At 69.0% G+C, this 25,723-nt stretch carries 23 protein-coding genes and 1 pseudogene; 15 read left to right on the top strand and 9 right to left on the bottom strand.

What is annotated here, in order from left to right; translation table 11 throughout:
• Positions 1-2,693, bottom strand: a 2,693-nt coding sequence (locus VLK61_RS15240) for a bifunctional acetate--CoA ligase family protein/GNAT family N-acetyltransferase (protein ID WP_325422462.1), incomplete at its 3' end; no start/stop codon positions are given.
• 104 nt (positions 2,694-2,797) lie between these two features.
• On the opposite strand from VLK61_RS15240, the gene VLK61_RS15235 reads away from it, so the two are divergent.
• Positions 2,798-3,574, top strand: a complete 777-nt coding sequence (locus VLK61_RS15235; RefSeq protein ID WP_325422461.1) for a helix-turn-helix domain-containing protein — start codon at positions 2,798-2,800, stop codon at positions 3,572-3,574.
• Here VLK61_RS15235 and VLK61_RS15230 read toward each other — a convergent pair.
• From VLK61_RS15230 to nosZ, 6 genes and pseudogenes are all read right to left on the bottom strand, one after another.
• Positions 3,563-4,090, bottom strand: a complete 528-nt coding sequence (locus tag VLK61_RS15230; protein WP_325422460.1) for a nitrous oxide reductase accessory protein NosL — start codon at positions 4,088-4,090, stop codon at positions 3,563-3,565. The genes VLK61_RS15235 and VLK61_RS15230 overlap by 12 nt on opposite strands.
• Complete coding sequence (locus VLK61_RS15225) at positions 4,087-4,902, bottom strand: ABC transporter permease (RefSeq protein WP_325422459.1); 816 nt, start codon at positions 4,900-4,902, stop codon at positions 4,087-4,089. Before VLK61_RS15225 ends, VLK61_RS15230 begins: the two co-directional genes overlap by 4 nt.
• 9 nt (positions 4,903-4,911) lie before the next feature.
• A complete protein-coding gene (locus VLK61_RS15220; protein WP_325422458.1) occupies positions 4,912-5,850 on the bottom strand; it encodes an ABC transporter ATP-binding protein in 939 nt (312 codons plus the stop codon).
• Positions 5,822-7,045: a nitrous oxide reductase family maturation protein NosD gene (locus tag VLK61_RS15215; protein ID WP_325422464.1), complete on the bottom strand. Its 1,224-nt coding sequence runs from the start codon at positions 7,043-7,045 to the stop codon at positions 5,822-5,824. Before VLK61_RS15215 ends, VLK61_RS15220 begins: the two co-directional genes overlap by 29 nt.
• A gap of 6 nt (positions 7,046-7,051) precedes the next feature.
• Positions 7,052-9,639: pseudogene (locus VLK61_RS15210) on the bottom strand (4Fe-4S binding protein); the annotation flags it as partial.
• A gap of 40 nt (positions 9,640-9,679) precedes the next feature.
• Positions 9,680-11,614, bottom strand: coding sequence for a TAT-dependent nitrous-oxide reductase (nosZ, locus tag VLK61_RS15205; protein ID WP_325422457.1), 1,935 nt, complete (start codon positions 11,612-11,614; stop codon positions 9,680-9,682).
• Positions 11,615-11,617: 3 nt separating this feature from the next.
• Between nosZ and VLK61_RS15200 the strand changes: the two genes are divergently transcribed.
• The 11 genes from VLK61_RS15200 to VLK61_RS15150 all read left to right on the top strand — a co-directional run bounded on the left by VLK61_RS15200 (position 11,618) and on the right by VLK61_RS15150 (position 21,066).
• Positions 11,618-12,196 carry a c-type cytochrome gene (locus VLK61_RS15200; RefSeq protein WP_414636817.1) on the top strand — a complete coding sequence of 193 codons (579 nt, stop codon included), beginning with the start codon at positions 11,618-11,620 and terminating at the stop codon, positions 12,194-12,196.
• A gap of 19 nt (positions 12,197-12,215) precedes the next feature.
• Positions 12,216-13,280 (top strand): FAD:protein FMN transferase, encoded by a 1,065-nt coding sequence (locus VLK61_RS15195; RefSeq protein WP_325422456.1) that lies wholly within the window; start codon positions 12,216-12,218, stop codon positions 13,278-13,280.
• A 115-nt stretch (positions 13,281-13,395) separates the two neighbouring features.
• The gene (locus tag VLK61_RS15190; RefSeq protein WP_325422455.1) at positions 13,396-15,642 is read left to right on the top strand and encodes a heavy metal translocating P-type ATPase; all 2,247 of its coding nucleotides are present in this window, start codon (positions 13,396-13,398) and stop codon (positions 15,640-15,642) included.
• 6 nt (positions 15,643-15,648) lie between these two features.
• Positions 15,649-15,852 carry a cbb3-type cytochrome oxidase assembly protein CcoS gene (ccoS, locus tag VLK61_RS15185; protein ID WP_325422454.1) on the top strand — a complete coding sequence of 68 codons (204 nt, stop codon included), beginning with the start codon at positions 15,649-15,651 and terminating at the stop codon, positions 15,850-15,852.
• A gap of 20 nt (positions 15,853-15,872) precedes the next feature.
• Complete coding sequence (gene ccoN, locus VLK61_RS15180) at positions 15,873-17,318, top strand: cytochrome-c oxidase, cbb3-type subunit I (RefSeq protein WP_325422453.1); 1,446 nt, start codon at positions 15,873-15,875, stop codon at positions 17,316-17,318.
• A gap of 13 nt (positions 17,319-17,331) precedes the next feature.
• A complete protein-coding gene (ccoO, locus tag VLK61_RS15175; protein WP_325422452.1) occupies positions 17,332-17,955 on the top strand; it encodes a cytochrome-c oxidase, cbb3-type subunit II in 624 nt (207 codons plus the stop codon).
• Positions 17,956-17,973: 18 nt separating this feature from the next.
• A complete protein-coding gene (locus tag VLK61_RS15170; RefSeq protein ID WP_325422451.1) occupies positions 17,974-18,141 on the top strand; it encodes a cbb3-type cytochrome oxidase subunit 3 in 168 nt (55 codons plus the stop codon).
• Complete coding sequence (gene ccoP / locus VLK61_RS15165) at positions 18,138-19,043, top strand: cytochrome-c oxidase, cbb3-type subunit III (protein ID WP_325422450.1); 906 nt, start codon at positions 18,138-18,140, stop codon at positions 19,041-19,043. The genes VLK61_RS15170 and ccoP overlap by 4 nt, the downstream gene beginning before the upstream one ends.
• 9 nt (positions 19,044-19,052) lie before the next feature.
• Positions 19,053-20,543: a cytochrome c oxidase accessory protein CcoG gene (ccoG, locus tag VLK61_RS15160; protein WP_325422449.1), complete on the top strand. Its 1,491-nt coding sequence runs from the start codon at positions 19,053-19,055 to the stop codon at positions 20,541-20,543.
• Positions 20,544-20,561: 18 nt separating this feature from the next.
• Positions 20,562-20,789, top strand: coding sequence for a nitrogen fixation protein FixH (locus VLK61_RS15155; RefSeq protein WP_325422448.1), 228 nt, complete (start codon positions 20,562-20,564; stop codon positions 20,787-20,789).
• Entirely contained in the window at positions 20,761-21,066 is a 306-nt protein-coding gene (locus VLK61_RS15150; protein WP_325422447.1) for a hypothetical protein, read from the top strand. Before VLK61_RS15155 ends, VLK61_RS15150 begins: the two co-directional genes overlap by 29 nt.
• 129 nt (positions 21,067-21,195) lie before the next feature.
• Here the strand turns inward: VLK61_RS15150 and fnr are convergent, their stop codons facing one another.
• On the bottom strand, positions 21,196-21,939 hold the full coding sequence (gene fnr, locus VLK61_RS15145) for a fumarate/nitrate reduction transcriptional regulator Fnr (protein WP_325422446.1): 744 nt from the start codon (positions 21,937-21,939) through the stop codon (positions 21,196-21,198).
• A 148-nt stretch (positions 21,940-22,087) separates the two neighbouring features.
• Between fnr and hemN the strand changes: the two genes are divergently transcribed.
• Positions 22,088-23,506: an oxygen-independent coproporphyrinogen III oxidase gene (gene hemN, locus VLK61_RS15140; protein ID WP_325422445.1), complete on the top strand. Its 1,419-nt coding sequence runs from the start codon at positions 22,088-22,090 to the stop codon at positions 23,504-23,506.
• Entirely contained in the window at positions 23,506-24,195 is a 690-nt protein-coding gene (locus tag VLK61_RS15135; protein ID WP_325422444.1) for a sulfite exporter TauE/SafE family protein, read from the top strand. The genes hemN and VLK61_RS15135 overlap by 1 nt, the downstream gene beginning before the upstream one ends.
• Here VLK61_RS15135 and VLK61_RS15130 read toward each other — a convergent pair whose 3' ends face one another.
• Positions 24,196-24,705 (bottom strand): ornithine carbamoyltransferase, encoded by a 510-nt coding sequence (locus VLK61_RS15130; RefSeq protein ID WP_325422443.1) that lies wholly within the window; start codon positions 24,703-24,705, stop codon positions 24,196-24,198.
• 230 nt (positions 24,706-24,935) lie between these two features.
• Between VLK61_RS15130 and VLK61_RS15125 the strand changes: the two genes are divergently transcribed.
• The gene (locus tag VLK61_RS15125; RefSeq protein WP_325422442.1) at positions 24,936-25,721 is read left to right on the top strand and encodes a Crp/Fnr family transcriptional regulator; all 786 of its coding nucleotides are present in this window, start codon (positions 24,936-24,938) and stop codon (positions 25,719-25,721) included.
• Positions 25,722-25,723: the final 2 nt, after the last annotated feature.

Here is a 25,723-nt window from a genome sequence, read left to right as displayed (position 1 = left end):
GCCAGCGGCAGCAGGTAGCGCAGCACCTGCGGATCCTCAGAAATGGCCTGCCGCTGCATGCCTGCGGCCTGCGCCAGCGCCTGCATCGCGCGGTTCTCGGTCAGCACGTCGCAGACCAGCCGCCGCGTGCCGCGCGCGCCTTGGTAGCCGATCATCTTGCGCAATAGCAGCGTGCCCAGGCCGCGGCCCTTCTCGGCCGAGTCGACGATGATCGCGAACTCGGCCTCGATGCCGTCAGGGTCGCTCACCGCGCGCACGCTGCCCAGCGTCTGCGGCGTGCCGTCGGGCAGCGTGCGCACGGCGATGAAGGCCATCTCGCGGTCGTAGTCGATCTGCGTCAGCCGGGCCAGTTCGCTGCGCGGCAGGCTGCGGCGGGCGTTGAAGAAGCGCAGGCGCAGGTCCTCCGGCGTCAAGCGCTCGACGAAGCGACGGTGCTGCGCCTCGTCCTCCGGCCGGATCGGCCGCAGCAGCAGCGGCTCGCCATGCCAGTCGATCACCTGCGCCAGCTGCGCCGGATACGGCGCGATCGCGAAGTGCGTCGCACCCGCCGGTGCACGCGGGCTGATGCGCATGCGCGCGTCCAGCGCCAGCACGCCATGCTCGTCGGCCCACAACGGGTTGATGTCGACCTCGGCCAGCTCGGGCAGGTCGGCCAGCATCTGCGACAGCGCGATCAGCGCGTCGGAGATGGCGTCCAGCCGCGCCGGCGCATGGTCGCGGTAGCCGGCCAGCAGCCGGGCGACGCGGGTGCGTGAAATCAGCTCGCGCGCCAGCACGCGGTTCAAGGGCGGCAGGCCGATGGCGCGGTCGGCCAGCACCTCGACCGCCGTGCCGCCCTGGCCGAACAGCAGCACCGGCCCGAAGGTCGGGTCGATGCTGGCGCCCAGGATCAGCTCCTGCGCCTGCGGCCGCTGCACCTGGGCTTGCACCGTGAAGCCGGTCAGCCGTGCGTCGGGCCGGCACTCGTGAACCCGGGCCAGCATCGCTTCGGCGGCACTGCGCAAGGCAGCGGGGTCTTGCAGGTTCAGCTGCACGCCGCCGACGTCTGACTTGTGGCTGATGTCCGGCGACAGGATCTTCAGCACGACGGGATAACCAATATCCGGCCCGGCCATCACGGCGGCGTCGGCGGTGGGCGCAGTGGCCACCGTCGCCACGGTCGGGATGCCGTAGGCGGCCAGCACCGCCTTGGCCTCCAGCTCGTTCAGCATCTCGCGGCCTTCGGCCAGCACACGGTCTATCGTTGCGCGGGCCGCTGCGATGTCGGGCGGGCCGTTCTCGCTGGCGGTCGGCGCTTCGAGCAACAAGGCCTGGTTGCGGCGATAGGTCTGCAGCAGCGCAAACGCACGCACGGCTTCCTCGGGCGTCGGATAGTCGGCAGCGCCGGCGTCCTCGAAGATGCGCCGTGCTTCGGCCACTGCCGTGTCGCCCAGCCAGCAGGCCATCACCCGCCCGGCCGCCTGGCGCACCAGCGGCACGCAGGCGCGCGCGATGTCGTCGCTGCGCACGATGGCGGTGGGCGCGTGCAGGAACAGCACCGAGCCGGTCTCGCGCTCGGCCAGCAGCGCCTGCAGCGTGTCGACATAACGCGTCACCGGAGCGTCGCCGATGATGTCAATCGGGTTGGCGTGCGACCAGGTCGGTGGCAGCAGCGCATCGAGGCGTTCGCGCAGCGCGGGCGGCAGCTCGTGCAGCGCCACACCGGCCAGTGCAGCCGCATCGGCGGCCATCACGCCGGCGCCGCCGCCGTTGGTCATCAGGCTCAGGCAGTCCTCGCGATCACTCTGCGAGTCGCTGCCCGGCAGGTGCGCCCGGCGTGTGCCCTTGAAGCGGGCCAGCGTTTCGGTGGCCATGAACAGGTCCTGCAGCGTGTCGACGCGCAGCATGCCGGCACGGCGGATCGCCGCATCGAACACGATGTCGGAACCGGCCAGCGCACCGGTGTGCGACGCGGCCGCCTGCAGGCCGAGACCGGCGCGGCCGGCCTTGACGACGATCACCGGCTTGTTGCGCGCGGCAGCGCGTGCCGCCGACATGAACTTGCGCGGCGACTCGATCGATTCGATGTACAGCAGGATGGCGCGAGTGCGGGCATCGCTGGCCAGGTGGTCGAGCAGGTCGCCGAAGTCGACATCGGCGCGCTCGCCGAGCGAGACCAGGTGCGAGAAGCCGACGCGGCGCGACTTGGCCCAGTCCAGCACCGCGGTGAGCAGCGCGCCGGATTGCGAGACGAAGGCGACATCGCCCGCCAGTGCATCGGTGTGCGCGAAGCTGGCGTTGAGCCCGAGGTGCGGCGTCAGCAGCCCGATGCAGTTCGGCCCGAGCAGGCGCAGCAGCTGCGGCCTTGCGGCATCGAGCGCGGCCTGCTTCTGCACCGGGCTCAAACCTGCGCTCATCACGATCGCGGCATGGGTGCCGCGCGCCGCCAGGTCTGCAACGATGCCCGGCACGGTGGCCGGCGGCGTGCAGATCAGCGCCAGCGCGGGCGCTTGCGGCAGCGCGGCCGCGCTGGCGACCACCGCTTCGCCGTCCAGTCGGGACAGGCGCGGGTTGACGGCAAAGACCAGCCCGGCGAACTGCCCGGCGCGCAGGTTGCGCCAGACCGTGGCGCCGACGCTGCCGGCGCGGTCGGAGGCGCCGAACACCACGATCGAGGCCGGGTTCAGCAGGTGTTCGAGGTGGCGGGTGCTCATTGGTGAATCGTGCTCCGCGCGAACACTCGGCACCTTGATCCCGCGCAAGCCGCGACCCCAGGGGCGCACCAACAATGCACAACAGGAAACTCAGGAGCTGATCCATGTCGACACGCGCCGAAGAGACACCCACGCAACTCAGCGCAGCATCGCTCCAGGTCGCCTGCGCGAAGTGCGGACTGCACGATGTGTGTTTGCCCGTGGGACTCAATGACGCCGAGGTCGAACGCCTTGACGCCCTGGTGGTCAAGCGCCAGCCGGTTGAACGCGGCGCGTGCCTCTTTCGTGCCGGCGATCGTTTCGAGGCGCTGTATGCGGTACGAACCGGCTTCTTCAAGACCCGCACCACCTGCGAAGACGGGCGCGAGCATGTGACAGGCTTTCAGATGGTGGGTGAGTTGCTGGGGCTGGATGGCGTGGGCACGGATGTTCACACCTGCGACGCGGTGGCCCTCGAGGACGCTCAGGTGTGCGTCATTCCGTTCGAGAAGCTGGAAGATCTCTCGCGTGAATTTCCCGGCCTGCAGCACCAGGTCCACAAGATCATGGGTCGGGAGATCGTCCGCGACCAGGGCGTGATGGTGCTGCTGGGCAGCATGCGCGCGCAGGCGCGGGTCGCAAGCTTCCTGCTCGATCTTGCACGGCGACTGGAGATGCGCGGCCTTTCATCGAGCGCGCTCGTCCTGCGGATGACGCGCCAGGAGATCGGCACTTTCCTGGGGCTGAAGCTGGAAACCGTCAGTCGGTGCTTCTCGAAGTTGCAGGCGGACGGCCTGCTGGCGGTTCGCCAGCGGCGCATTCAGATCCTGGACCCTGCGGCGCTTCGGGCCCTGCTCAGCGTGCATCCGCTTCAGGCCGCGGATCGGGCGCTACATCCGTGAGTCGTGCACTGCGCCACCGCTGAGGTCGGCCATGTCCGGCTTGATCCCTGCGTAGCTCAGCAGTCTGCCCCCATGGGCACTCGCGAACTTCTTCGCGTCGGCTTCGGCGGCGAAACTGGCAAAGGTCGGCCCCATCGATCCGTGGCGCTTGCTGCCGACGATGTAGAGGGCCTTGTCGGCCTCGATCCAGTGGCCCTGCGGCTTGTCCCAGTCTGCCCGCCCCATGTCCTGCACGAATGCGGCGCGCACCGCCCTGACCTGCTCTGGGCGCAGCAAAGTGGCGAACATCTCGACGGTGTCGCAGAAAAACACCGGTGCCGCAACGCCGACGAAGTGAACCTGCGCCTTGGGGCCGGGATAGTCCGCCAGCAGCATGCCGTCCAGGTCGCAGGTGGTGGCCGGGTCGATCTGCGCCGGCTTGATGGGCGTGGCCGCGTCCGACTGGCTGCAGCCGATCAGCACGGTCAGCGGCGCGGCGCAGGCGGCGAGCAACAAGTGGCGGCGATTGAAGTTCATGGTCGGAATCTCCAGGTGGCAATGGCCAGCGGCGCGACGATCCAGCCCAGCATCACCAGGCTCATCAGCCAGGGCTTGGCCAGGGCCGAGGGCACGATGCTGCTCAGCCCGTACAGGCTGCGCACGTCGTCGAGCGAGAACACGTTGAGGATGCGGAAGACGTCTGCCGGATTCAGCAGCAGCAGGTAGGCGAACCAGTCGCCGCCGGCGGCGCCGCCGGCGCCCACCAGCAGGCCGAGCAGCAGCAGGTCGAACACCAGCACGAAGAAGAACCACAGCGCGATCGCCAGGCCCGAGGCGCGGGTGCGGTCCGATGCCAGCACCGAGAGCATCACCGCCAGGCTCAGGAAGGCCAGGCCCAGCAGCACGGAGCTGAACATGAAGCCGAGGTAGGGCACCAGGCCGGCCACGCCCGTCTGCACCGCCAGCAGCACGGCGACCAGCCCGAAGCCGACCAGCGTCGACAGGCTCAGCGCCGCTGCCAGGCCGAGGTACTTGCCCAGCAGCAGCTCGAGCCGGGTGATCGGCAGGGTCAGCAGCAGCTCGAGCGAGCCGCGTTCGCGTTCGCCGACGATGGCATCGAAGCCGAGCAGCAGCGCGATCAGCGGGATCAGGTAGATCACCAGGCTGACCAGGCTGGCGATCGTGAACTCGACCGAGCGCAAACCGAGCGCGCCCTGCTGGGCGCCGCCGACATAGGCGATGACGAACGCGAAGACCGTGAAGACCAGCGCGACCGCCAGCACCCAGCGGTTGCGCAGGCGGTCGCGCAACTCCTTGAGCGCGACAACGAAGACCTGGTGCAGTTCCATCGCGGCCGCTCAGTCGGCGAAGCCGAAGAACACGTCTTCGAGCGTCGGCTCGTGGACCACGATGTCGCGCACCGCGCTGCCCAGCCCGGCCAGCGCCGCGAGCACGGCCATCTTGGCGTCGCGTGGAAAGCTGGCGAACGAACGTGGGCCCTGGTGGCGCAGCTCATGCACCGGCAGCGGCGCCAGCGCCGCCTGCAGAGAGGCAAGCGCCGAATCTTCGGCCAGCACCTCCAGCCGCAGCGGCAGGGCCATGCGCTCACGCAGTTGCTGCACGCTGCCCAGCGCCTGGACCTTGCCGTGCGCCAGGATCGCCAGGCGGTCCACGCGTTCCTGCAACTCGGCCAGGATGTGCGAGGTGATGATCATCGTGACACCCTCGTCGCGCAGCTGGCGCAAGCTCAGGTAGAAGGCGCGGATCGCTTCGGGATCGAGCCCGGTCGTCGGCTCGTCGAGGAACAGCACCTGCGGCGAGCCCAGCAGCGCCTGTGCGAAGCCCAGGCGCTGGCGCATGCCCTTGCTGTACTCGCGCACCGCCCTGCCCGCCGCATGGGCCAGCCCCACGCGATCGAGTGCGGCTTCGCACTGACCGGCCGGCGCGCCCTTCAGCCGCGCAAAGTAGCGCAGCGTTTCAAGGCCGCTCAGGTTGTCGTACAGCACGATGTTCTCCGGCAGGTAGCCGATGCCGCGCCGCACGCTGCGGAAGCTGCGCCCCGACACCGGCACGCCCTGGATGCGGATGTCGCCGGCATCCACGCCGACCAGCCCGAGCATGATCTTGAACAAGGTGCTCTTGCCGGCGCCGTTGCGGCCGATCAGGCCGAACACCTCGCCGCGCCGCACGTCGAGATCAACGCCGTCGACGGCGTGCACCGCGCCGTAGTGCTTGACCACGCCGCGCAGCGTGATGGCCTCGGCGCCGTCAGCGCCCGGCACGGGTCTGCTTTCCATTCCACTCGCTCCATTGGGTGTGGACCGGCCGCATGCGCGGCTTCGGGTCGATGACGCTGGGCACGCGCAGCAGCGGGAACTGGTGGCCCACCAGGCGCAGCGCCTGCACCGCCGGCGCGGCCAGCAGCAACCGGGCCGACGGATGGCGCCAGACCAGCCGGTCGACCATGTCGTTGGCTTCGTAGGGCACGTCGCCGCGGCCGTCGCCGTCGCGGTCCCAGCCGAGGTAGTTGGCCCAGTGGTTGCCGCCCTCGGCGCCCCAGGTCTCGTCGCGCGCCCCGACATAGCGCACCTGCTCGCGATTGCCGATGAAGTCGTTGCCCTCGACGCGGTTGCGCGTCGAGCCGGCTGCCAAGTGCACGCCGACCTGGTTGTCGACCACCAGGTTGCCCTTCAGGTGCGCGTACTCGACGTCGTAGATGAAGAAGCCGCGTGCATTGCGGGCCACCACGTTGTGCTCGATCACCGAGTCCTGCAGCGTGCGCAGCATGATGCCGTGGTCGCTGTTGCCCCAGGCGCGGTTGTTGCGCACCACCTGGTCGCGCACTTCCATCAGCGCCAGGCCGCCGCGGTTGGCGTAGGTGTCGTTGTCCTCCCACAGATTGCGGTAGGAGTTCATGTAGTGCGTGCCATAGCGGCTGTGGTGCAGCCGGTTGCCGCGGAACACCGCGTCGTGCGACACATCGACGTACAGCGCATCGCGCACGAAGCTGATGTGGTTGCCGATGATGCGTGCGCCGGTGGTGTTGTAGAGCTGCACGCCATTGCCGCGCTGCGACGAGGCGTACTCGCGCTTGCCGACGATCAGGTTGTGTTCGACCCGCACGTCCTGGGCCTTCTCGATCCACAGGCCGAACAGGTTGTAGACGAGGTCGTTGTGCCGCACCAGCGCGCGGTGCGAGCCCGGCGTCAGGTAGATGCCGGCGTTCTGCGCCAGCAGGCTGTCGCCGGAGTCGCGCACGATCAGCCCTTCGATCGTCACGTCGACCGCCTTGACGCGGATGGTGTCGCCCTGCTGGCCCGCGCTGATGGTCGGCCGATCGATACCCCGCAAGGTGAGCGGCTTGCCGATCAGCAGGTTGCCGGCATAGTGGCCGCGCCGCACCTCGATCACGTCGCCCGCCGCGGCGCGGTCCAGCACCGGCTGGATGGCCTCGCCGGGGCGCACCGTCCAGGTCGCGGCCTGCGCAGCCATCGGCAGCAGCGCCAGGAACAAGACGGCGCCGATCAGCAGGTTCTTGAAGCCGACGTAGCACACCATGTCCATCACGCTGGCCACGCGGTAGCGCCGGCCCCACCAGGGCCCGTCCTTGACGTAGCGCTTGGCGCCCAGCCGGATCAGCACTTCGTAGACGCTCCAGCCGAACCACGAGCCGATGACGGCACCGGCGCGCAGCTGGCCCATCGCGGCGAGCCCCCAGACCAGCGTGGCCGCGAGTGCCAGCGCGAAGCCCGCCGCCTGCAGCGCACGCGGCAAGCCGGCCGCGCGGCGCCGCCAGGGCCAGACGTGGTCCCAGGCCTCGGCGCACAGCCAGCCGCAGACACCGGGCCGGCCGGCGGCATAGGCGGGCTCGGCCGGATCGGTGGGCATGCGGGGGTCGACCATGGTGTTCAGGCCTTCGCGGCCGGGCGATCCGCCGGCACCGGGTGAATGGGGATGAAGTAGCCGTCGCGGCCGATGCGCGTCAGCGGCAGGCCCTGCCGTTCGCGCAGCTTGCGCTCCTTGGCCAGCGGCGGGCAGGCGTGGGTGTCGGTGTAGAGGACCATGCAATCCAGGCAGTGCAGGCATTCGCGGTGATCGATGCGGCCGTCGGCGTCGATCGCCTGCGCGCCGCAGCCCGTCGCGCAGGCCTTGCACGAACTGCACTCCTGCTTGCGACGCAGCCCGAACCAGCGAAAGGTCGAGGGCATCGCCAGCGAGGCACCCAGCGGGCAGAGGTACTTGCAGAACGGCCGCTCGATGAATACCGAGAGGCCCAGCACGCTGGCTGCGAACAACGTGTACGGCCACGAACGCGTGAACCAGCCGACCAGGAAGGTGGTCTTGAACGGCTCGACCTCGGCCAGCATCTCGGCCCAGCCCATCGAGAACATCGACACCGCGAGCAGGCCGAAGAAGACGCCGTACTTGAGCCACTTCAGCTTGTCGTGCCAGGCCCGGGGCAAGGCGCGCTGGAAGCGCTTCAGCCCGACCAGGCCGCCCACTTTGTAGAGCAGCTCCGACAGCGAACCGAACGGGCACAACCAGCCGCAGAACAGGCCGCGCCCCCAGACGAACACGGTGACGATGATGAAGACCCAGAACAGGAAGACGAAGGGGTCGCTCAAGAACAGCGCCCAGGTCCAGTGGAACAGCAGCGCGTGGAACCAGGTCAGCACCTGCGTGATCGACGGCTGCGCCATCAGGCCGAAGCCGACGAAGCCGATGCTCAGCAGCCAGGCGCTGTACTTGAAGACATTCACCGGCCACTTGTTCTTGCGCGTGGCGCGCCGCGTCAGCTGGTCGCGCAGGGCATAGACCACGGCCACGCCGAGCAGCAGCGCGGCAAACAGCCCGATCTGGACCGCGCGCGCCTTCCACACCTTGACCCAGGTGGCCTCGGGCCGCTCGACCACCGGTCGTCCGCCTTGCAGCGCTGCTGCCGGCAGCCAGTACTCGGCATCGAAGTTGGCGAAACTGCGGATTCCGGTACTGCGGTCGACCCGGTTGCCCAGCAGATTGAGCTTCCAGGGAAACGCCGCGGAGAACGCCGGCGAGCGCACGATGAAGATGGCTGACTCGCTGAAGCGCGGCGCGCCGACGGCGGCCACGCCATAGAGGTTGAGGTAGTCGAGGTCACGGAAGGTGAAGCTGTCCAGGCCCTGCCGCACCTGGATGCGGTCATAGAGGCCGCCGCGCACGAAGCCCGAGCCCTTGAACGATTCGGTGCCCTGCGTGCGGATGACGAAGAGCGCGTGTTCCCCGGGCTTCAGCTGCGCCATCAGGTTGGACCAGCCGGCATCGCCGAGCACCGAGCGGCCGACATCGGGCTGGTTCAGGTAGCCGAACCACAGCTCGATGAAGGGCGTGCCGCTGCGGTCCAGTCCGACCTGTTCGGGTTGCACCCTCAAGCGCTGCACGCTGCCTTCGGCGACCAGGCTCGCCCAGTCAACCGTGCGCCCGCTGTCGGTGAAACGGGCCTGCGGACGGATGGTGGCCGCCAGAATGCCGGTCTGGCGCGCGATGGCGCCGCCGGAGGTCATCATCACCTGGTTCTGCGCGATCACCGTCACGGTGGCGCCGGAGATCGCATCGATGCCGACGATGCCTTCATCGGGACGCGATTGGCCGATCTCGATCTTGTCGCCGACGAACTTGCCCAGGTACTGGTCGTTGAACTTCGTCAGCGCGGTTTCCGGGATGCCCAGCAGCAGGATCGGCTCGGAGTGCTTGAGCACCCTGACGCCGACGAACCGGCCCTTCAGGTCCATGCCGATCAGCGTGACCACCGGCTTGCCGGAATAGGCTGGCGTGTCGGTGATGTCGGTCGACAGCATCACGTAGCCCAGCAGCCGGGGCGTGCCCCGGTCGTCGGCGTAGGCCTCGACATAGGGTGGCTGGCCCTTGCGCTCGGAGAACGCGCTGGCGCCTGGAAACACCGCCGTGCACGGCACCAGGTCGCACAGCCTCTTCGCGCTGTGGATCTCGGCCGGCAGCGCGACTTCGTAGGCGGTGGCCCTCAGTGACGGCGCGCCGAGCAAGGCAGCGGCCGCCACGCACAGGCGCAGCAGGATGGCAAGCAGGTTCATGGTGGGAGCAGCGCCGCGCGCCCCAGCGCGCGGCCGGCTGTCAGGCCTCGACGATCATGCGGCTGCGCATTTCGAGATGCAGCGCATGGCAGAAGTGCGTGCAGTAGGCCCAGTACACGCCCGGCTTGTCGGCGATGAAGGTGACCGACTTCGTCTCCTGCGGATTGACGATGAAATTGACGTTGTACTTCGGGATCGCGAAGCCATGCGTCAGGTCCTCCACCTTGTCGAGGTTGGTCAGGATCAGCGTGACCTCATCACCCCTCTTGACCCTGAACTCGCGCAGGCTGAAGGACGGCGCTTGCGAGGTCATCTTCACCGTGACCTTGCGGCCGTTGCGCACCACGCCGCTTTCCTTGGGGTCCTTGACCGCATTGGGAAACTCGTCGAGCGCATAGATCTGCTTCGGCCGCAGCAACTCGCGCTTGAAGATGATGAAGTCGTGCGGCTCACCGCGCACCGGGTGATCGGCCATCAACACCATCTTGTCGCCCGAGATGTCGATCAGCTGCTCGTTCTCGGGATGCAGCGGGCCGGCCGGCAGGAATCGGTCCTTCGAGAACTTGCAGCCGACCGCCAGCCATCTGCCGTCGGCCGCCTTGGTCTCGGACTGCGAGGCGTTGACGTGGCCGGGCTGGTATTGCAGATCGAGCCGGTCGACCACGTACTTGGCGTTCTTGTCGCCGGCGTGGAACTTGATCGCCGCATCGACATTCCATTTGACGAGCTGGCTGTCCAGGAACAGCGTGGTGTAGGCATTGCCGCGACCGTCGAACGCGGTGTGCAGCGGGCCCAGGCCCACTTCCACCTCGGCGACGATGGCCTTGTCGATCTTGTCGAGCTTGCCGTCGAACCAGTCGAGCACCTTGGACAGCTCGATCACCGTGCAGGTCGGCGACAGCTTCCCGGCGCAAATGAAATACTTGCCGTCCGGGCTGGCGTTCACGCCATGCGGATTCTTGGGCACGCTCACATAGGCTGTCAGCGCCGTCTTGGCATCCGCATTCGAGGCGCGCGTGCCGTCGACCACCGGAACCTTGGAGTCGCCAATGGTCTTGAACTTGCCGGCCTTCACCGCCGCCTCGATGCGGGCGACGTCGAAGAACAGGCAGGCGTCGCGCTCGGCGGACATCATGTCCTCGAACCTGGCGCCGTTCTCGGTGTTGTACTGGTTGGTGGCCGCCAGCTTGCCGTCGTAGGAGGTCGCGGCGAGGTCGCAGTTGCCGTCGATCAGCACCTGCCAGCGCACTTCCATCGACTCGGCGTCGACACAGCTGAACAGCGAACGATAGTTTTCGGGCTTGTCGAGATCGCCGCCGGTGTTGGGCAGCGGCACATGGAACTCGGCGCCGCAGAACACCCGCGTCGTGTGGTTGATGGCCGCATCGACCGGGTCGCGCTTGTCCGGGAAGATGCCATGGAAGCCCTGGACATTGGGCAACTCGGTGATCTTGTCGCAGATGAAGTAATCAAGCCGGATGCGGGCAATGCGGCTGTTGATCTTGTCGTTGATCCAGGCGTAGCGGCCGTCGTAATTGCCGTCCTTGTAGGAAGCGTGGGTGTGGTGGGTATCGGCGACGGTGTACTTCAGGCTGCCGTCGGCCTTGGTGCCCATGATCTTCTTGGACTCGTTGGTGAGGCCCCAGCCGACCAGCGCGTCGGGCACGAAGCACGGGATGCGCGTGATCTCGCGGCCCGAGGGCAGGCCGAGCACCCGCATGTCGCCGTTGTGGCCACCGCTCCACAGGCCGTAGTAGGTGTCGAGCTCGCCCGGCTTCATGTGAATCGAGCCGCCGGGCTCGCCGGCGTTCGAGTGCGCTCCGGGAACGGCCTTGGCCGTCGGTGCGCTTGCCGGCTTCTCGGAGCAGGCCGACATGCCGACGCCGGCCAGGCCTGCCGCTGCAGCGGTGTTCAGGAAACTACGGCGGCCTCGCACGGCTTCGGATGCCAATGGCGTTCTTGCAACTTCATTCATGAATTGGTCCTCGGTATCGAGATGGTCATCCAGTGCAGAGAGTCCGGATCAGCGTCTTGTGGCCACCCCGCCTCTTTTGCTGGCTGGATCATCTGCGCGCACTGGCACGCGGGGCTTGCGATTTCTCAAGTGCTGGCTGCCCGGCAGCAGTTCAAATTCACCTCGCCCCATTCCACAGTGAGTCCAACAACCATGAAACATCTCTCGCTCGCCCTGGTGCTTTCTGCATCCGTTCTGTTCACCGCCTGCGGCAAGCAAGAGACCGCATCGCCGGCCCAGGTTGCCGTCGCCGCGACAGCGACGACACCTGCCGCAGCGCCCGCAGACCACGCGGCCGGCAAGTCCGTCTACAACAAGACCTGCGCGCTGTGCCACGCTGCCGGCGTTGCCGGTGCACCGAAGCCCGGCGACAAGGGCGACTGGGCGCCGCGCATCGCACAAGGCGTGGACGTGCTCCACAAACATGCGGCCGAAGGCTTCACCGGCAGCAAGGGCCAGATGCCGGCTCGTGGTGGTTCCACCACCTTGTCGGCTGACGATCTCAAGGCCGCGGTGGACTTCATGGTCGCCGCTTCGCGTTGAACGCAGGGCCGAGACGGTGATGGCGCACGACATGAACGCGGCCCGCGCCGACGCGCCGCCGGCGTCGATGGACCGCGGCCGGCGCCGCTGGGTGCTGGGTGCGGCGCTCGGCGCCGGCTTCACCGCGTGGCCCTTGGTGAGCATCGCTCGCGGGGAGCCGGCACGCTTGCGCGCGTCGCGCACGCTGATGGGCACGCGCGTCGACATCGCGGCCATGGCCGAAGACGCAGCGCTGCTGCGCCCCGCGCTGGATGCGGCCTTTGCCCGCATGGCGCTGCTGGTGGACATGATGAGCCACTACACGGCGACCAGCCGGCTGGCGGCAGTCAACCACGCGGCCGGCCTGCAAGCCGTGGCGGTGCCGCCCGAGTTGATGCAGGTGCTGGCGATGGGGCAGGCGATGTCGCGCCGCAGCGGCGGCGCCTTCGACGTCACCGTCGGTTCGGTCGGTCGCTGGCATTTCGACCCGCGCAGCCCGTCGATGCCGGAGCACGCGTACATTGCACGTCATCTTCCCGTGGTCGATTACCGCCAGCTGGTGCTCGATGCCCGGGCCGGCACCGCCCGCCTGACCCGGCGCGGCATGCGCATCGACCCCGGCGGCATCGCCAAGCTGTACATCCTGGCGGCCGGTCTGGAGACGCTGCGCGCGAGCGGACTCGAGACCGCGCTGGTCAACGGCGGCGGCGACGTGGTGGCCATGACCGCCGCGGCGGCGCGTCCCTGGCGGGTCGGGATTCGAGATCCGCATCGGCCAGATGGGCTGATCGGCGCGCTGTCCGTGCGGCATGGTTTTGTCGCGTCGTCAGGCGATTACGAACGCTGCTTCGTGCGCGATGGGCACCGCTATCACCATGTGCTGAACCCGAAGACAGGCTACCCGGCGCAGGGGCCGCACGGCGTGACGCTGGTCGGCACCGACCTGGCCGCCCTGAACGGACTGGGCGCGGCAACGATGGTGCTGGACACCGCGGCCGGCCGCGAACTGCTGCGCAGCACGCCCGGCGTGGAGGGTTTGATCGCCAGCCGCGAGGGCGCCCTGTGGATCACGCCGGCGCTGCGCAGCCGTCTCGCCGCGGCCTGATCCCGTGGCAACGCAGCACCGCCCCAGGAAGCCCATGGCTGGGCAAGCCGCCTGAACACCCCATGACGATCCTTCTGCCCGCCATCGGCAGCAGGCGCCCCCGGAGCGCGCCGCGATGCTGACACCCATCGGCGTGCTGGACGACACCGCCGAGATGGCCGCGTTCACGCGCTGGGAAACACGGGCCGGCGGCCAGCGCACCGCCGAGTCGGCGCTGCGCATCCAGGGCATGCATTGCGCCGCCTGTGCACCGACGGTGGAGCGTGCGCTGCGCGCCACCCGCGGCGTGATCGATGCGCGTGTCAGTGCCGCCGCGCAATGCGCCACCGTGCGCTGGGATCCGGCGGCCACACGCGTCTCGCTGCTGCTGGCCGCTGTCGAAGCCAGCGGCTATCGCGCGCTTCCCGACACCGCCGCCGCATCGCGCAACGCGCGCCAGGCCGAGGCGCGCACGGCGCTGTGGCGGCTGTTCGTCGCCGGCTTCTGCGCGATGCAGATCATGATGCTGGCAACCCCCGCGTATGTCAGCGCACCGGGCGAGCTGCCGGCCGACCAGAAACAACTGCTGGACTGGGGCAGCTGGCTGCTGACGCTGCCGGTGCTGTGGTTCTCGGCGGCGCCGTTCTTCGCCGGTGCCTGGCGCGCGCTGCGGGCACGGCGCATCGGCATGGACGTGCCGGTGGCGCTGGGCATCGCGGTGGCTTTCATCGCCAGCAGCGGCGCGGCCTTCGACCCCGGCGGCACCTTCGGCCACGAGGTCTGGTTCGATTCGCTGGCGATGTTCGTCAGCTTCCTGCTCGGCGGCCGCTACCTGGAAATGCAGGCGCGGCATCGTGCCGAGCGGGCGCTGGAAGACAGCTGCCAGCGGCTGCCCGCAGCGGCGCTGCGTGTCGCCGCCGATGGCAGCGTCGAGTCGGTCAGCCTCCACCGCCTGGTGCCCGGCGACCGCGTGCGCGTGCCGGTCGGCCAGTCCTTCGCGGCCGACGGCGTGCTGCTCGAGGGTGTGACCGCGGCCGACGAATCGCTGCTCACCGGCGAATCACGGCCGGTCGCCAAACGCCCCGGCGATGCGCTGGTGGCCGGCAGCCTGAACCTGCAGGCGCCGGTGCTGATGCGCGTCGACCGGGTCGGCGCCGACACGCGGCACGAAGCCATCGTCGCGATGATGCGCGCGGCACGCACGCAGCGGCCGACTTTGCTGGCCACCGCCGACCGCTGGGCGGCCCCCTTCCTGTGGGGCGTGCTGCTGCTGGCCGGCCTGGCCGCCGCGGCCTGGAGCCAGATCGACCCGGGCCGCGTCTGGTGGGTGCTGGTGTCGGTGCTGATCGTCACCTGCCCGTGCGCGCTGTCGCTCGCGGCGCCCTCGGCGCTGATCGCCGCGGCCGGCACGATGAGCCGGCGCGGGCTGCTGCTGCGCCGGCTCGACGCGATCCAGGGCCTGGCCCGGCTGCAGACGCTGTTCATCGACAAGACCGGCACGCTGACCGAAGGCGCGCTGGTCTGCAGCGGCGTCGACCGCCTGGTGGACGGCGGGCCGCACGACGCCGCGTCGCTGCAGCGCATCGCCGCGTCGCTGGCCGCCTGGTCCAGCCATCCGCTGGCGCAGGCGCTGCAGGGGCCGGGTTCCGGCGCGCAAGGCAGCGAGCACGCCTGGCGCGACGTGCACGAGCAACCGGGCCAGGGCCTCGAAGCGCGCGACGCCGAGGGCCGCTGCTGGCGCCTGGGTTCCGCGCGCTGGACCGGCGGCGATGCTGACGCACAGGATGAGCGGGTCTCGACATGGCTGGCCTGCGACGGCCGCGCACTGGCGCGCTTGCGCTTCGACGAGCGCTTGCGCGACGATGCCATCGCCGCGGTGCATGCGCTGCAGGCCGACGGCGTGCAGGTGCGGCTGCTGTCGGGCGATGCGCCAGCGCGCGTGCGGCAGGTGGCCGCGCAACTGGGCCTGGCGGCGGGGACGGACTCGGCGCTGGGCGGGCTCGCGCCGGACGAGAAGCTGGCCGCCATCGCCGCGGCACAGCAGCGCGGCGAGATCGTCGCGATGCTCGGCGATGGCATCAACGATGCGCCGGTGATCGCCCGGGCCGATGTCTCGATCGCGATGGGCGCCGGCAGTGCACTGACCCGCACGCAGGCCGACGGTGTGCTGGTCTCGAACCGGCTGCAGGACCTGGTGCACGCGCGGGGCATCGCGCGGCGCGCGCTGCGGGTGGTGCAGCAGAACCTGGCCTGGGCCGCGGCCTACAACGCCACCTGCATTCCGCTGGCTCTGCTGGGCTGGCTGCCGCCGTGGGCGGCCGGCCTGGGCATGGCGGCGAGCTCCTTGTTCGTCGTGCTGAATTCACTGCGCCTGACGCGCTGAATCGCGATGGACATCCTGTACCTGCTGATCCCGATGAGCGCCGTGCTGGTGCTGGCGATCCTGGGCCTGTTCTCCTGGGCGCTGCAGCGTGGCCAGTTCGACGACCTGGAACAACAGGGCGAGCAGATTTTCGATGGCGACGGCGAAGCGTTTGACGCCGATCAAGCCCGGCGCCGGCCAGGCGCCGAAAAATCCGGTGTCGTCAGCTGAACGAAGAAATGGTGACCCGGATGAACACACTTGCACGAGCGCCAGGCACGGTGAACTACACCGATGACTCGGTGCGCGGATTTGCACTGGCAGCGGTGCTGTGGGGCGTGGTCGGCATGGCCGTGGGCGTGCTGATCGCCGCGCAGCTGGCCTTTCCGGACCTCACCAACGGCATCGCCTGGCTCAGCTACGGCCGGCTGCGGCCGCTGCACACCAATGCGGTGATCTTCGCCTTCGGCGGCTGCGCGCTGATGGCCACCAGCCTGCATGTCGTGCAGCGCACCTGCCAGGTGCCGTTGTTCCTGCCGAAGCTGGCCAACTTCGTGTTCTGGGGCTGGCAGGCGGTGATCGTGCTGGCCGCGGTGACGCTGCCGCTGGGCATGACGCAGGGCAAGGAGTACGCCGAACTGGAGTGGCCGATCGATCTGCTGATCGCCGTCGTCTGGGTGGCCTACGCGGTGGTGTTCTTCGGCACCATCGGCCGGCGCCAGGTGCGCCACATCTACGTCGCTAACTGGTTCTTCGGTGCCTTCATCATCGCCGTGGCGCTGCTGCACATCGTCAACTCGGCGGCCATGCCGGTGAGCCTGACCAAGAGCTACTCGGCCTATGCCGGCGTGCAGGACGCGATGGTGCAGTGGTGGTACGGCCATAACGCCGTGGGATTCTTCCTAACGGCTGGTTTCCTCGGCATGATGTACTACTACATCCCGAAGCAGGCCGAGCGCCCGGTGTACAGCTACCGGCTGTCGATCGTGCACTTCTGGGCGCTGATCTTCACCTACATGTGGGCCGGCCCGCACCACCTGCACTACACCGCGCTGCCCGATTGGGCGCAGTCGGTCGGCATGGTCTTCTCGCTGGTGCTGCTGGCGCCCAGCTGGGGCGGCATGATCAACGGCGTGATGACGCTGTCGGGCGCCTGGCACAAGCTGCGCGACGACCCGATCCTGAAGTTCCTGATCGTCGCGCTGTCGTTCTACGGCATGGCCACCTTCGAGGGGCCGATGATGTCGATCAAGACCGTCAACGCACTCAGCCACTACACCGACTGGACCGTCGGCCACGTGCACGCCGGCGCGCTGGGCTGGGTCGGCCTGATCTCGATGGGCTCGCTGTACTACCTGATCCCGCGCATGTACGGCCGCACCACGATGTACAGCGTGCCGGCGATCAACCTGCACTTCTGGATCTCGACGCTGGGTATCGTGCTCTACATCGCCGCGATGTGGATCGCCGGCGTGATGCAGGGCCTGATGTGGCGTGCGCTGAATGCTGACGGCACGCTGGTCTACACCTTTGTCGAATCGGTCAAGGCCACCTGGCCGTTCTATGTGATCCGCCTGGGCGGCGGCCTGCTCTACCTCGGCGGCATGGGCGTGATGGTCTGGAACGTCGTGATGACGGTCAAGAGCGGTCGCGTGCAGCCCAGCCGCATCCCGGCCCTGGCCCACGCCGGCGCTTGAAAACGCAATCACCATGGCACAAGAACACACCAATCCCACCGGTCACGAGCGCATCGAGACCAGCAACTTCCTGATGATCATGCTGATCCTGGTCACCATCGCCATCGGCGGGCTGGTCGAGATCGTGCCGCTGTACTTCCAGCGCTCGACGACCGAGCCGGTGCCGGGGCTCAAGCCCTATGGCGCGCTGCAGCTGGTCGGCCGCGACATCTACCTGCGCGAGGGTTGCTACAACTGCCACTCGCAGATGATCCGCCCGCTGCATGCCGAGACGCTGCGCTACGGCCACTACTCGGTGGCCGGCGAGTTCGTCTACGACCGGCCGTTCCAGTGGGGCAGCAAGCGCACCGGACCGGACCTGCACCGCGTCGGCGGCAAGTACAGCGACGAGTGGCAGCGGCTGCACCTGGCCGGCCCGCGCGACCTGGTACCCGAATCCAACATGCCGGCCTACCCGTGGCTGGAGCACGCCCAGGTCGATGCGGCCAGCGTGCCGCCACGGCTGAAGGCGATGCAGCGGCTGGGCGTGCCGTACAGCGACGCCGAGGTCGCCGCCAGCGCCGCGGCGCTGCAGGGCAAGACCGAGATGGACGCGCTGGTGGCCTACCTGCAATCGCTGGGCACCCAGCTCAAGTAGCCAGGACGAAATCACACCATGGACCTCAATGACCTCCGCAGCCTCGTGACGCTGCTCAGCCTGCTGCTGTTCCTGGGCCTGCTGCTCTGGACCTGGTGGCCCAGGCGCCGGGCCGAGCACGATGCCGCGGCGCAACTGCCCTTCCTGGACGAGGACAACGCGACAACCGACGGAGCCCGGCCATGAGCGACTTCTTCCACAGCGGCTGGTCGATCTACATCGCCGGCGTCACCATCGCCGGGCTGGTGGCCTGCCTCGCGCTGCTGGTCATCGCCGCGCGGCGCCGCGTGATGGCGGGCGACAACACCACCGGCCATGTCTGGGACGAAGACCTGCGCGAGCTGAACAACCCGCTGCCGCGCTGGTGGATGTGGTTGTTCGTGCTGACAGTCGTGTTCTCGGCGATCTACCTGGCGCTGTACCCGGGCCTGGGCAGCGTGCGCGGCGCGCTGCAATGGACGAGCACTTTGGAGCACAGCACCGAGCAGGCGCAAGCGCGTGCCGCCACCGCGCCGCTGTTTGCCGGTCTGGCCGCCAAGCCGGCCGCCGAGCTGGCGCGCGACCCGCGGGCGATGGCGCTGGGCGAGCGGCTGTTCGCCAACAACTGCGCCACCTGCCATGGTGCCGACGCGCGCGGCAGCAAGGGTTTCCCGAACCTCACCGACACCGACTGGCTGTGGGGCGGCAGCCCCGAGCGCATCGAGGAAACCATCACCCAGGGCCGCCAGGGCGTGATGCCGCCGATGGCCGCGGCGATCGGCAATGCCGACGACGTGCGCAACGTTGCGAACTACGTGCTGAGCCTGTCGGGCAGCCCGCACAACAGCATTGCGGCGAACCTCGGCCGCGACAAGTTCGCGGCCTGCGGCGCCTGCCACGGCACCGGCGGCAAGGGCACGCCGGCGCTCGGTGCACCGAACCTCGCCGACAAGGTCTGGCTGCACGGCTGGGGCGAGGACGCCATCGTCGCGATGATCAACCGCGGCAAGACCAATGTGATGCCGGCGCACGCGTCGCGCCTGTCGCGCGAGCAGATCCATGTGCTCGGCGCCTATGTGTGGAGCCTGTCGAACACCGGGGCGCCCTGAGCGCGCACCATGCGCCGCGTGATTCCCATCCAGCCTGTTGTTGTGGCCAGGTCGGCTGCCACGCCGGTGGCCACCGCGGCAGGCACCGAACTCGTCTCGCTGTACGAGAAGCAGAAGAAGATCTATCCCCGCTCGGTGCACGGCTGGTTCTCGCGCTGGCGCTGGGCGCTGGTGTGGCTGACGCAGGCGCTGTTCTACGGCCTGCCGTGGCTCAGCTGGAACGGCCGCCAATCGGTGCTGTTCGACCTGGCCGCGCGCCGCTTCTTCATCTTCGACCTGGTGCTGTACCCGCAGGACTTCATCTACCTGACCGGGCTGCTGGTGCTGTCGGCCTTCGGCCTGTTCTTCGTCACCGCGGTGGCCGGGCGCATGTGGTGCGGTTATGCCTGCCCGCAGACGGTGTACACCGAGATCTTCCTGTGGGTCGAACATCACATCGAAGGTGAACGCGGGGCGCGCATCAAGCTCGATGCCGGGCCGCGCAGCTTCAAGCGCCTGTGGCGCAAGAGCGCCAAGCATGGCGTGTGGCTGGCCATCAGTCTGTGGACCGGGTTCAGCTTCGTCGGCTACTTCACGCCGATCCACACGCTCGGGGCCGAAGCCCTCACCTTGATGGGCATCGGCGGCCCTGCCGCGCAGGGCGTGGGCCCCTGGGAATGGTTCTGGGTCAGCTTCTACGGCCTGGCCACCTACGGCAACGCCGGCTTCCTGCGCGAGCAGGTGTGCAAGTACATGTGCCCGTATGCGCGCTTCCAGAGCGCGATGTTCGACCGCGACACGATGATCGTCAGCTACGACACGGCACGCGGCGACCCGCGCGGTACGCGGGCGCGCGGCGCCGATCTGGACAAGCTCGGTCTCGGCGATTGCATCGATTGCGGTCTGTGCGTGCACGTCTGCCCGGTCGGCATCGACATCCGCGAGGGGCTGCAGTACGAATGCATCGCCTGCAGCGCCTGCATCGACGCCTGCGACGGCGTGATGGACAAGATGAAGTACCCGCGCGGGCTGATCCGCTACGCCACCGAAAACGGCGTGCGCAAGGGCTTCACGCGGCGGCAGATGTTCAAACGCGTGCTGCGGCCGCGGGTGTTGATCTATGGCGGCGTGCTGCTGGCCATCGCCGCAGCCTTCACCACCAGCCTGTCGCTGCGCCAGACCTTGAAGGTCGATGTCGTGCGCGACCGCGGCACGCTGGCGCGGCTGGTCGACAACGGCCAGATCGAGAACCTCTACCGGCTGCAGCTGATGAACGCCACCGAGAGCCTGCAGCGCTACCGCGTCGGCGTCAGCGGCGTCCCCGGTGCCGAACTGGCCAGCACCATCGAGGTGGACCTGCCGCCGGCGCAGGCTCGCTGGGTGACGCTGGCGGTGCGCGTGCCGCCGCAGGCCGCAGCCGCCATCGGCCCCGGTGCGCATGCGATTCGCTTTCGCGTGACACCGATCGGGCACGACGCCGATGCCGTCAGCGAAAAGTCCACCTTCGTCGTCCCTCGTTGAGAGTGGTTGGGAGACCGCATGAACAAATCCCTGATGCTGCCCGCCCTGCCCTGGTGGCGTGTACCGATCGTCTGGCTGGTGATTGCCGGCCCGGCGGTCGTGGTCGTGGCCGGCACGATCACTTTCGCCATCGCCTGGCGCGGCGGTGACGTGCCGCTGCTGAAGGCACCCCAGCCGCGCGCCGAAGCGATGTCGCCGGCCACCCAGGCCCGCAACCATGTCGTCGCGCCCCGTGCACCCCGGTGAGGCCACGCTGCCGGCCGAGCGCAGCGCCACTGTCGCCCCGCCGTTCCGCCTGCAGGCACTGATGATCCTGTGGCCGGCCTTCGTGATGGCCGGCGTGCTGGAGATGCTGGTCTTCGTGGTGGTCGACCCGACGGCGCTGCACTGGTTCGGCAGCGACGCGATCGACTGGCCGCGCAGCGCGGTCTACTCGGTGACCTTCCTGATCTTCTGGGGCACCATCGCCACGTCGACCGCAATCACCCAGCTGCTGCTGGCACCCGCTCCGACGGCGCACTAGGCATGCTTGCCGATGGCGCACTAGGCATGCTTGCCGATGGCGCACTCGGCATGCTTGCCGATGACGCACTCGGCATGCTTGCCGATGACGCATTCGGCACGCTGCCCGACAGCGTGCCCGGCGGGCCGCTCAACAAGCCACGCCGTTGACCAGCCGCTGCAGCGCCACCGGGTCGAGCACGCGGATCTCGCGCTGCCTGACCTGCAGCACGCCGTCGTCCTGGAATTTCGAGAAGCTGCGACTGATCGTCTCCAGCTTCAGGCCCAGGTAGCTGCCGATCTCTTCGCGCGTCATGCGCAGCAGCAGCGCGGACGACGAAAAGCCGCGCGCCTCCAGGCGCTGCGTCAGGTTCAGCAGGAACGCGGCCAACCGCTCCTCGGCGCGCATGCTGCCGAGCAGCCGCATCACGCCGTGGTCGCGCACGATCTCGCGGCTCATCAGCTTGTGGAACTGGCGCTGCAGCTCGGGAAACTCGCGCGACAGCGTCTCGAAGGCGCCATACGGGATCACGCAGACCTGGGAGTCCTCCAGCGCCACCGCGTCGCAGCTGTGACGCTCGGTGCTGATGCCGTCCAGCCCCAGCAGTTCACCGGCCATCTGGAAGCCGGTGACATGGTCGCGGCCGTCGTCGGTCGTCGCGCGGGTCTTGAAGAAGCCGCTGCGCACCGCGTAGAGCGCATCGAAGGGCTCGCCGCGGCGAAACAGCAACTGGCCACGCCGCACCTTGCGCCGCACCGCGACCAGGGCGTCCAGCCGTTGCAGGTCCGGGTCGGACAAGCCCCAGGGCAGGCACAGCTCGCGCAGGTTGCAGCTGGAACAGGCCACCTTCAAGGCAGCCACCGGTACCGGCGAAACGGCAGAAGGCAAAGTCATGGCACGGTCCTGTGAGGGAGGTCAGTGTTCATGATTGTTGTGGCCGGCACCTGCATCGACCTTGCGCCAGCGCAAGCTCGGGCCGCGGCTCAGCCGGCAGCATTCGGCCATGTCCGCGCTCGCCTCGCCTTCCCCCGCGTCTTTCCCCGTGTCTGTCCCCACCGCGGCCCACCCGGTGCTGTCGCCCGCGCTGCTGCAGCGTTTCGGCGGTGCCGGACCGCGCTACACCTCCTACCCCACCGCCGATCGTTTCGTCGAAGCCGTCGGGCCGGACGATGGCCTGCTGGCGCTGACCGAGCGCGCCCAGGGCGGTCCTGCCGGCGGCGGCGCCGGCGCGGTCCTGCCGCTGTCGGTGTACGTGCACATCCCGTTCTGCGAATCGGTGTGCTACTACTGCGCCTGCAACAAGGTCATCACGCGGCACCACGAACGTGCCACGCAGTACCTGGACGCGCTGGACACCGAAATCGCACTGGTCAGCCGCGCGCTGGGCCGGCCGCAGGCCGTCTCGCAGCTGCACTTCGGCGGCGGCTCGCCGACCTTCCTGTCCGACGCTGAACTCGAACGGGTGATGTCCTCGCTGCGGCACGCTTTCCGCCTGACCGATGCGGCCGAGCTGTCGATCGAGGTCGATCCGCGCACCGTGAACGCCGAACGCCTGCTGTGGTTGCGCCAGCTCGGCTTCAATCGCCTGAGCTTCGGCATCCAGGATTTCGATGCCCAGGTGCAGCAGGCGGTGCACCGGGTGCAGAGCTTCGACAGCGTACAGGCCTTGATGGTCGCCGCGCGCAAGCTGGGCTTTGACTCCATCAATGCCGACCTGATCTACGGCCTGCCGCAGCAGACGCCGGCGAGCTTCACGCGCACGATCGCCCAGATCGGCCTGCTGCGGCCCGACCGCATCGCGCTGTATGCCTACGCGCACCTGCCGCAGCGCTTCAAGCCGCAGCGCCGCATCAGCGCCAACGATCTGCCAGAGCCCGCCGACAAGGTGGCCATGCTCGCATCGGCCATCGCCGGCCTGGGCGCCCAGGGCTACTGCCACATCGGCATGGACCACTTCGCGCTGCCCGGCGACGCATTGGCCGTCGCGCAGCGCCAGGGCCGCCTGCACCGCAACTTCCAGGGCTACAGCACGCAGCCCGACAACGACCTGATCGGCCTGGGCGTCTCGGCCATCGGCCGCGTCGGCCTGAGCTATGTGCAGAACGCCAAGACGCTGCCGGAGTACTACGACGCGCTGCGCCAGGGCCGCTTGCCGGTGGTGCGCGGCTACGTCATGAACCGCGACGACCTGGTGCGGCGGGCGGTGATCATGGCCTTGATGTGCCAGGGCCGGGTCGATTTCGAATCGATCGAGTTGTCGCACCTGATCCGCATGGGCACCTACTTCGCCCGCGAACTGGCGCAGTTGGCACCGCTGGCCGAGGCCGGCCTGGTCGAGATCGAAGCCGGCGCGCTGCAGGTCACCGCCGCCGGCTGGTATGTGGTGCGCGCGATCGCGATGGTCTTCGACCGCTACCTGCAGCAGGACCAGCAGCGCGCGCAGTTTTCGCGCATCGTCTGATGGACGGGGCGCTCACGCTGGCCGGTCTGGCGATGGGCCTGGCCGCCACGCCGCATTGCCTGCTGATGTGCGGCGCGCCCTGCGCCGCGCTGACGCAGGGCAGCCGCCCGGGCGCGCTCGGCTTCCAGGGTGGCCGGCTGCTCGGCTACATGGCCGGCGGCGCGCTGGCCGCCGGCAGCATCGGCGCGCTGGGCGCGTGGAGCCAGGCGACACCGGCGCTGCGCCCGCTGTGGCTGGCGCTGCACATGGGTTTCCTGTCGCTCGGGCTGTGGTGGCTGGCCGCGGGCCGCTCGCCGGCCTGGATGAAGCGCAGCGTTGCGGTGTCCATGTCGGTGCCGGTGCAGCGCGTCGGAAATCGCCCAAAGCCCTGGCGCGCGAGCCTGGCCGGCCTGGCCTGGGTCGCCTGGCCTTGCGGTGCCTTGCAGGCCGCGCTGCTGCTGTCGGCGCTGGCCAGCAGCGCGGCGGGCGGCGCGCTGGTGATGGCGGCCTTCGCGCTGGGTTCGATGCCGGCGCTGCTGGCCGCGCCCTGGGCCCGCGCGCAGTGGCGGCGGGTTTCCGATCGCATGCCGCCTCGTCGGTGGCTGCAGGCGCTGGACCTGCGCATCGCCGGGCTGGGCCTGGTGCTGGCGTCCGGATGGGCCATCAGCCACGGTTTGTGGACCCGACTGGCCGCCTTCTGCGCCAGCTGATCAACCGGCCCGTTCCACCAGATCCATCAGCGCGGCCTGCACCAGGAAGCGACTGCCTTCGCTGTCGGATCCGGCGTCCACCTGGCCGATCCACGCGGCGATCGGGTGGCTGGCACACGCGATGCCGTCGAGCACCGGCACGTTGGCGGCGGCGCGCATGCGCTCGACCATGCCGGGTGCCAGGCCCTGGCATTCGACGGCGTCGTACAGCCGGCCCAGCCATTGCGCCGTCTGCTCCAGATCGCCGGACGGATCCAGCCGGGCCACGCTGGGACGGATCTGCGCCACCTGGGCGCCCAGCTCGGTCGCCGCGCGCACGAAGAGCAGCGCCTCCGGGCTGTCCGGGCTTTCACTCACCAGGCCGAAGTACTTGCCGCGCAGCGGCGCCTGCACCAGGCCCTCGCGTGCGGCCTGCTTCAACGCCATGGCCCGCGCCAGCACCGGCTCGCGCTGGGCAGGCGAAAAAGCCCCGGCGTTGCGGGCGGCATCGGATGGGTCGGTGCGGTACATGGTGTCCGCCGCGACGAAATGGGTCGGCGGCGGTACGCAAAGACTAACGATTCGACGTGCAGCGGGCTTGCGCGGCATCAAACGCCGCGCGCCGCAGGCGTGCTGATACACGCCGGATACCAAGCATTCACCGATCGACACGCAGTGGCGCCAGCCGTTGTCACGGCATTGGCTCGGGCTTTCTACAGTGCCCTCATCGAATCCTGCTGCCCCCTTCTTCGGAGCCCGCCATGCTGACCAGTGCCATCGCCACCGCCCTCCCCGCTGCCGCCTTCCATAGCGCCCGCGCCGCACGGGCCGATGCCCGGGCGAATGCCCACCAGCATGCCAGCGAGCGCACGGCGGCCACCCTCAAGCAACTGGTCGAAGACCTGGCACCGCAGCGCCGCGTCGTGCACGCCGGCGACGTGATCTACCGCGCCGGCGAACGCTTCGCGCAGCTCTACATCCTGAACTCGGGCTTCTTCAAGATCGTCAACCCCTCCAGCGACGGCCGCGAGCAGGTGGTCGGCCTGAAGTTCCGCGGCGACTGGCTCGGCTTCGACGGCATTGCCGCCGGCAGCTACAGCGGTGATGCGGTGGCGATGGACACCGGCGAGCTGTGGACGGTGCGCTACGACCAGCTGATCGCGGCCTGCGCGACCCGGCCGGCGCTGATGATGGCGCTGCATGAAGCGATGAGCCGCGAGATCACGCGGGACCGCGATTCGCTGATGTCGGTGTGCACGCTGCCGGCCGATGCCCGGGTGGCCGAGTTCCTGCACCACTGGGCCGAATCGCTGGCCGGCCGCGGCCTGCGCAACGACCAGATCAAGCTGCGCCTGACACGCGCCGAGATCGGCAACTACCTGGGCCTGACGCTGGAGACGGTGAGCCGGGCGCTGTCGCGGCTGGCGCGGGACGGGGTCATCGAATTCGTCGAGAAAGGCCGCCGTGACATCCGCATCCCGGAGGTCGAGGCGCTGGCCGACTTCGTGCAGCGCAGCCTGGCCCCCTCGACCACCTTGCTGCAATGACG

Source organism: Aquabacterium sp. (assembly GCF_035476535.1).
Classification (GTDB): Bacteria; Pseudomonadota; Gammaproteobacteria; order Burkholderiales; family Burkholderiaceae_C; genus Pseudaquabacterium.
Note: the sequence above shows the minus strand (reverse complement) of the source record. Positions and strands in the feature narration are given on the sequence as shown.

What these genes read in the sequence shown, in the direction of transcription:
- VLK61_RS15230 (WP_325422460.1), bottom strand. Translation starts at nt 4,090, where the DNA reads ATGAACTTCAATCGCCGCCACTTGTTGCTCGCCGCCTGCGCCGCGCCG.
- VLK61_RS15235 (WP_325422461.1), top strand. Translation starts at nt 2,798, where the DNA reads ATGTCGACACGCGCCGAAGAGACACCCACGCAACTCAGCGCAGCATCG.
- VLK61_RS15125 (WP_325422442.1), top strand. Translation starts at nt 24,936, where the DNA reads ATGCTGACCAGTGCCATCGCCACCGCCCTCCCCGCTGCCGCCTTCCAT.
- VLK61_RS15130 (WP_325422443.1), bottom strand. Translation starts at nt 24,705, where the DNA reads ATGTACCGCACCGACCCATCCGATGCCGCCCGCAACGCCGGGGCTTTT.
- ccoP (WP_325422450.1), top strand. Translation starts at nt 18,138, where the DNA reads ATGAGCGACTTCTTCCACAGCGGCTGGTCGATCTACATCGCCGGCGTC.
- VLK61_RS15195 (WP_325422456.1), top strand. Translation starts at nt 12,216, where the DNA reads ATGGCGCACGACATGAACGCGGCCCGCGCCGACGCGCCGCCGGCGTCG.
- ccoO (WP_325422452.1), top strand. Translation starts at nt 17,332, where the DNA reads ATGGCACAAGAACACACCAATCCCACCGGTCACGAGCGCATCGAGACC.
- nosZ (WP_325422457.1), bottom strand. Translation starts at nt 11,614, where the DNA reads ATGAATGAAGTTGCAAGAACGCCATTGGCATCCGAAGCCGTGCGAGGC.
- ccoG (WP_325422449.1), top strand. Translation starts at nt 19,053, where the DNA reads ATGCGCCGCGTGATTCCCATCCAGCCTGTTGTTGTGGCCAGGTCGGCT.
- VLK61_RS15215 (WP_325422464.1), bottom strand. Translation starts at nt 7,045, where the DNA reads ATGGCTGCGCAGGCCGCGACCTGGACGGTGCGCCCCGGCGAGGCCATC.
- fnr (WP_325422446.1), bottom strand. Translation starts at nt 21,939, where the DNA reads ATGACTTTGCCTTCTGCCGTTTCGCCGGTACCGGTGGCTGCCTTGAAG.
- ccoN (WP_325422453.1), top strand. Translation starts at nt 15,873, where the DNA reads ATGAACACACTTGCACGAGCGCCAGGCACGGTGAACTACACCGATGAC.
- VLK61_RS15220 (WP_325422458.1), bottom strand. Translation starts at nt 5,850, where the DNA reads ATGGAAAGCAGACCCGTGCCGGGCGCTGACGGCGCCGAGGCCATCACG.
- VLK61_RS15150 (WP_325422447.1), top strand. Translation starts at nt 20,761, where the DNA reads ATGTCGTCGCGCCCCGTGCACCCCGGTGAGGCCACGCTGCCGGCCGAG.
- VLK61_RS15225 (WP_325422459.1), bottom strand. Translation starts at nt 4,902, where the DNA reads ATGGAACTGCACCAGGTCTTCGTTGTCGCGCTCAAGGAGTTGCGCGAC.
- VLK61_RS15135 (WP_325422444.1), top strand. Translation starts at nt 23,506, where the DNA reads ATGGACGGGGCGCTCACGCTGGCCGGTCTGGCGATGGGCCTGGCCGCC.
- VLK61_RS15190 (WP_325422455.1), top strand. Translation starts at nt 13,396, where the DNA reads ATGCTGACACCCATCGGCGTGCTGGACGACACCGCCGAGATGGCCGCG.
- VLK61_RS15155 (WP_325422448.1), top strand. Translation starts at nt 20,562, where the DNA reads ATGAACAAATCCCTGATGCTGCCCGCCCTGCCCTGGTGGCGTGTACCG.
- ccoS (WP_325422454.1), top strand. Translation starts at nt 15,649, where the DNA reads ATGGACATCCTGTACCTGCTGATCCCGATGAGCGCCGTGCTGGTGCTG.
- VLK61_RS15170 (WP_325422451.1), top strand. Translation starts at nt 17,974, where the DNA reads ATGGACCTCAATGACCTCCGCAGCCTCGTGACGCTGCTCAGCCTGCTG.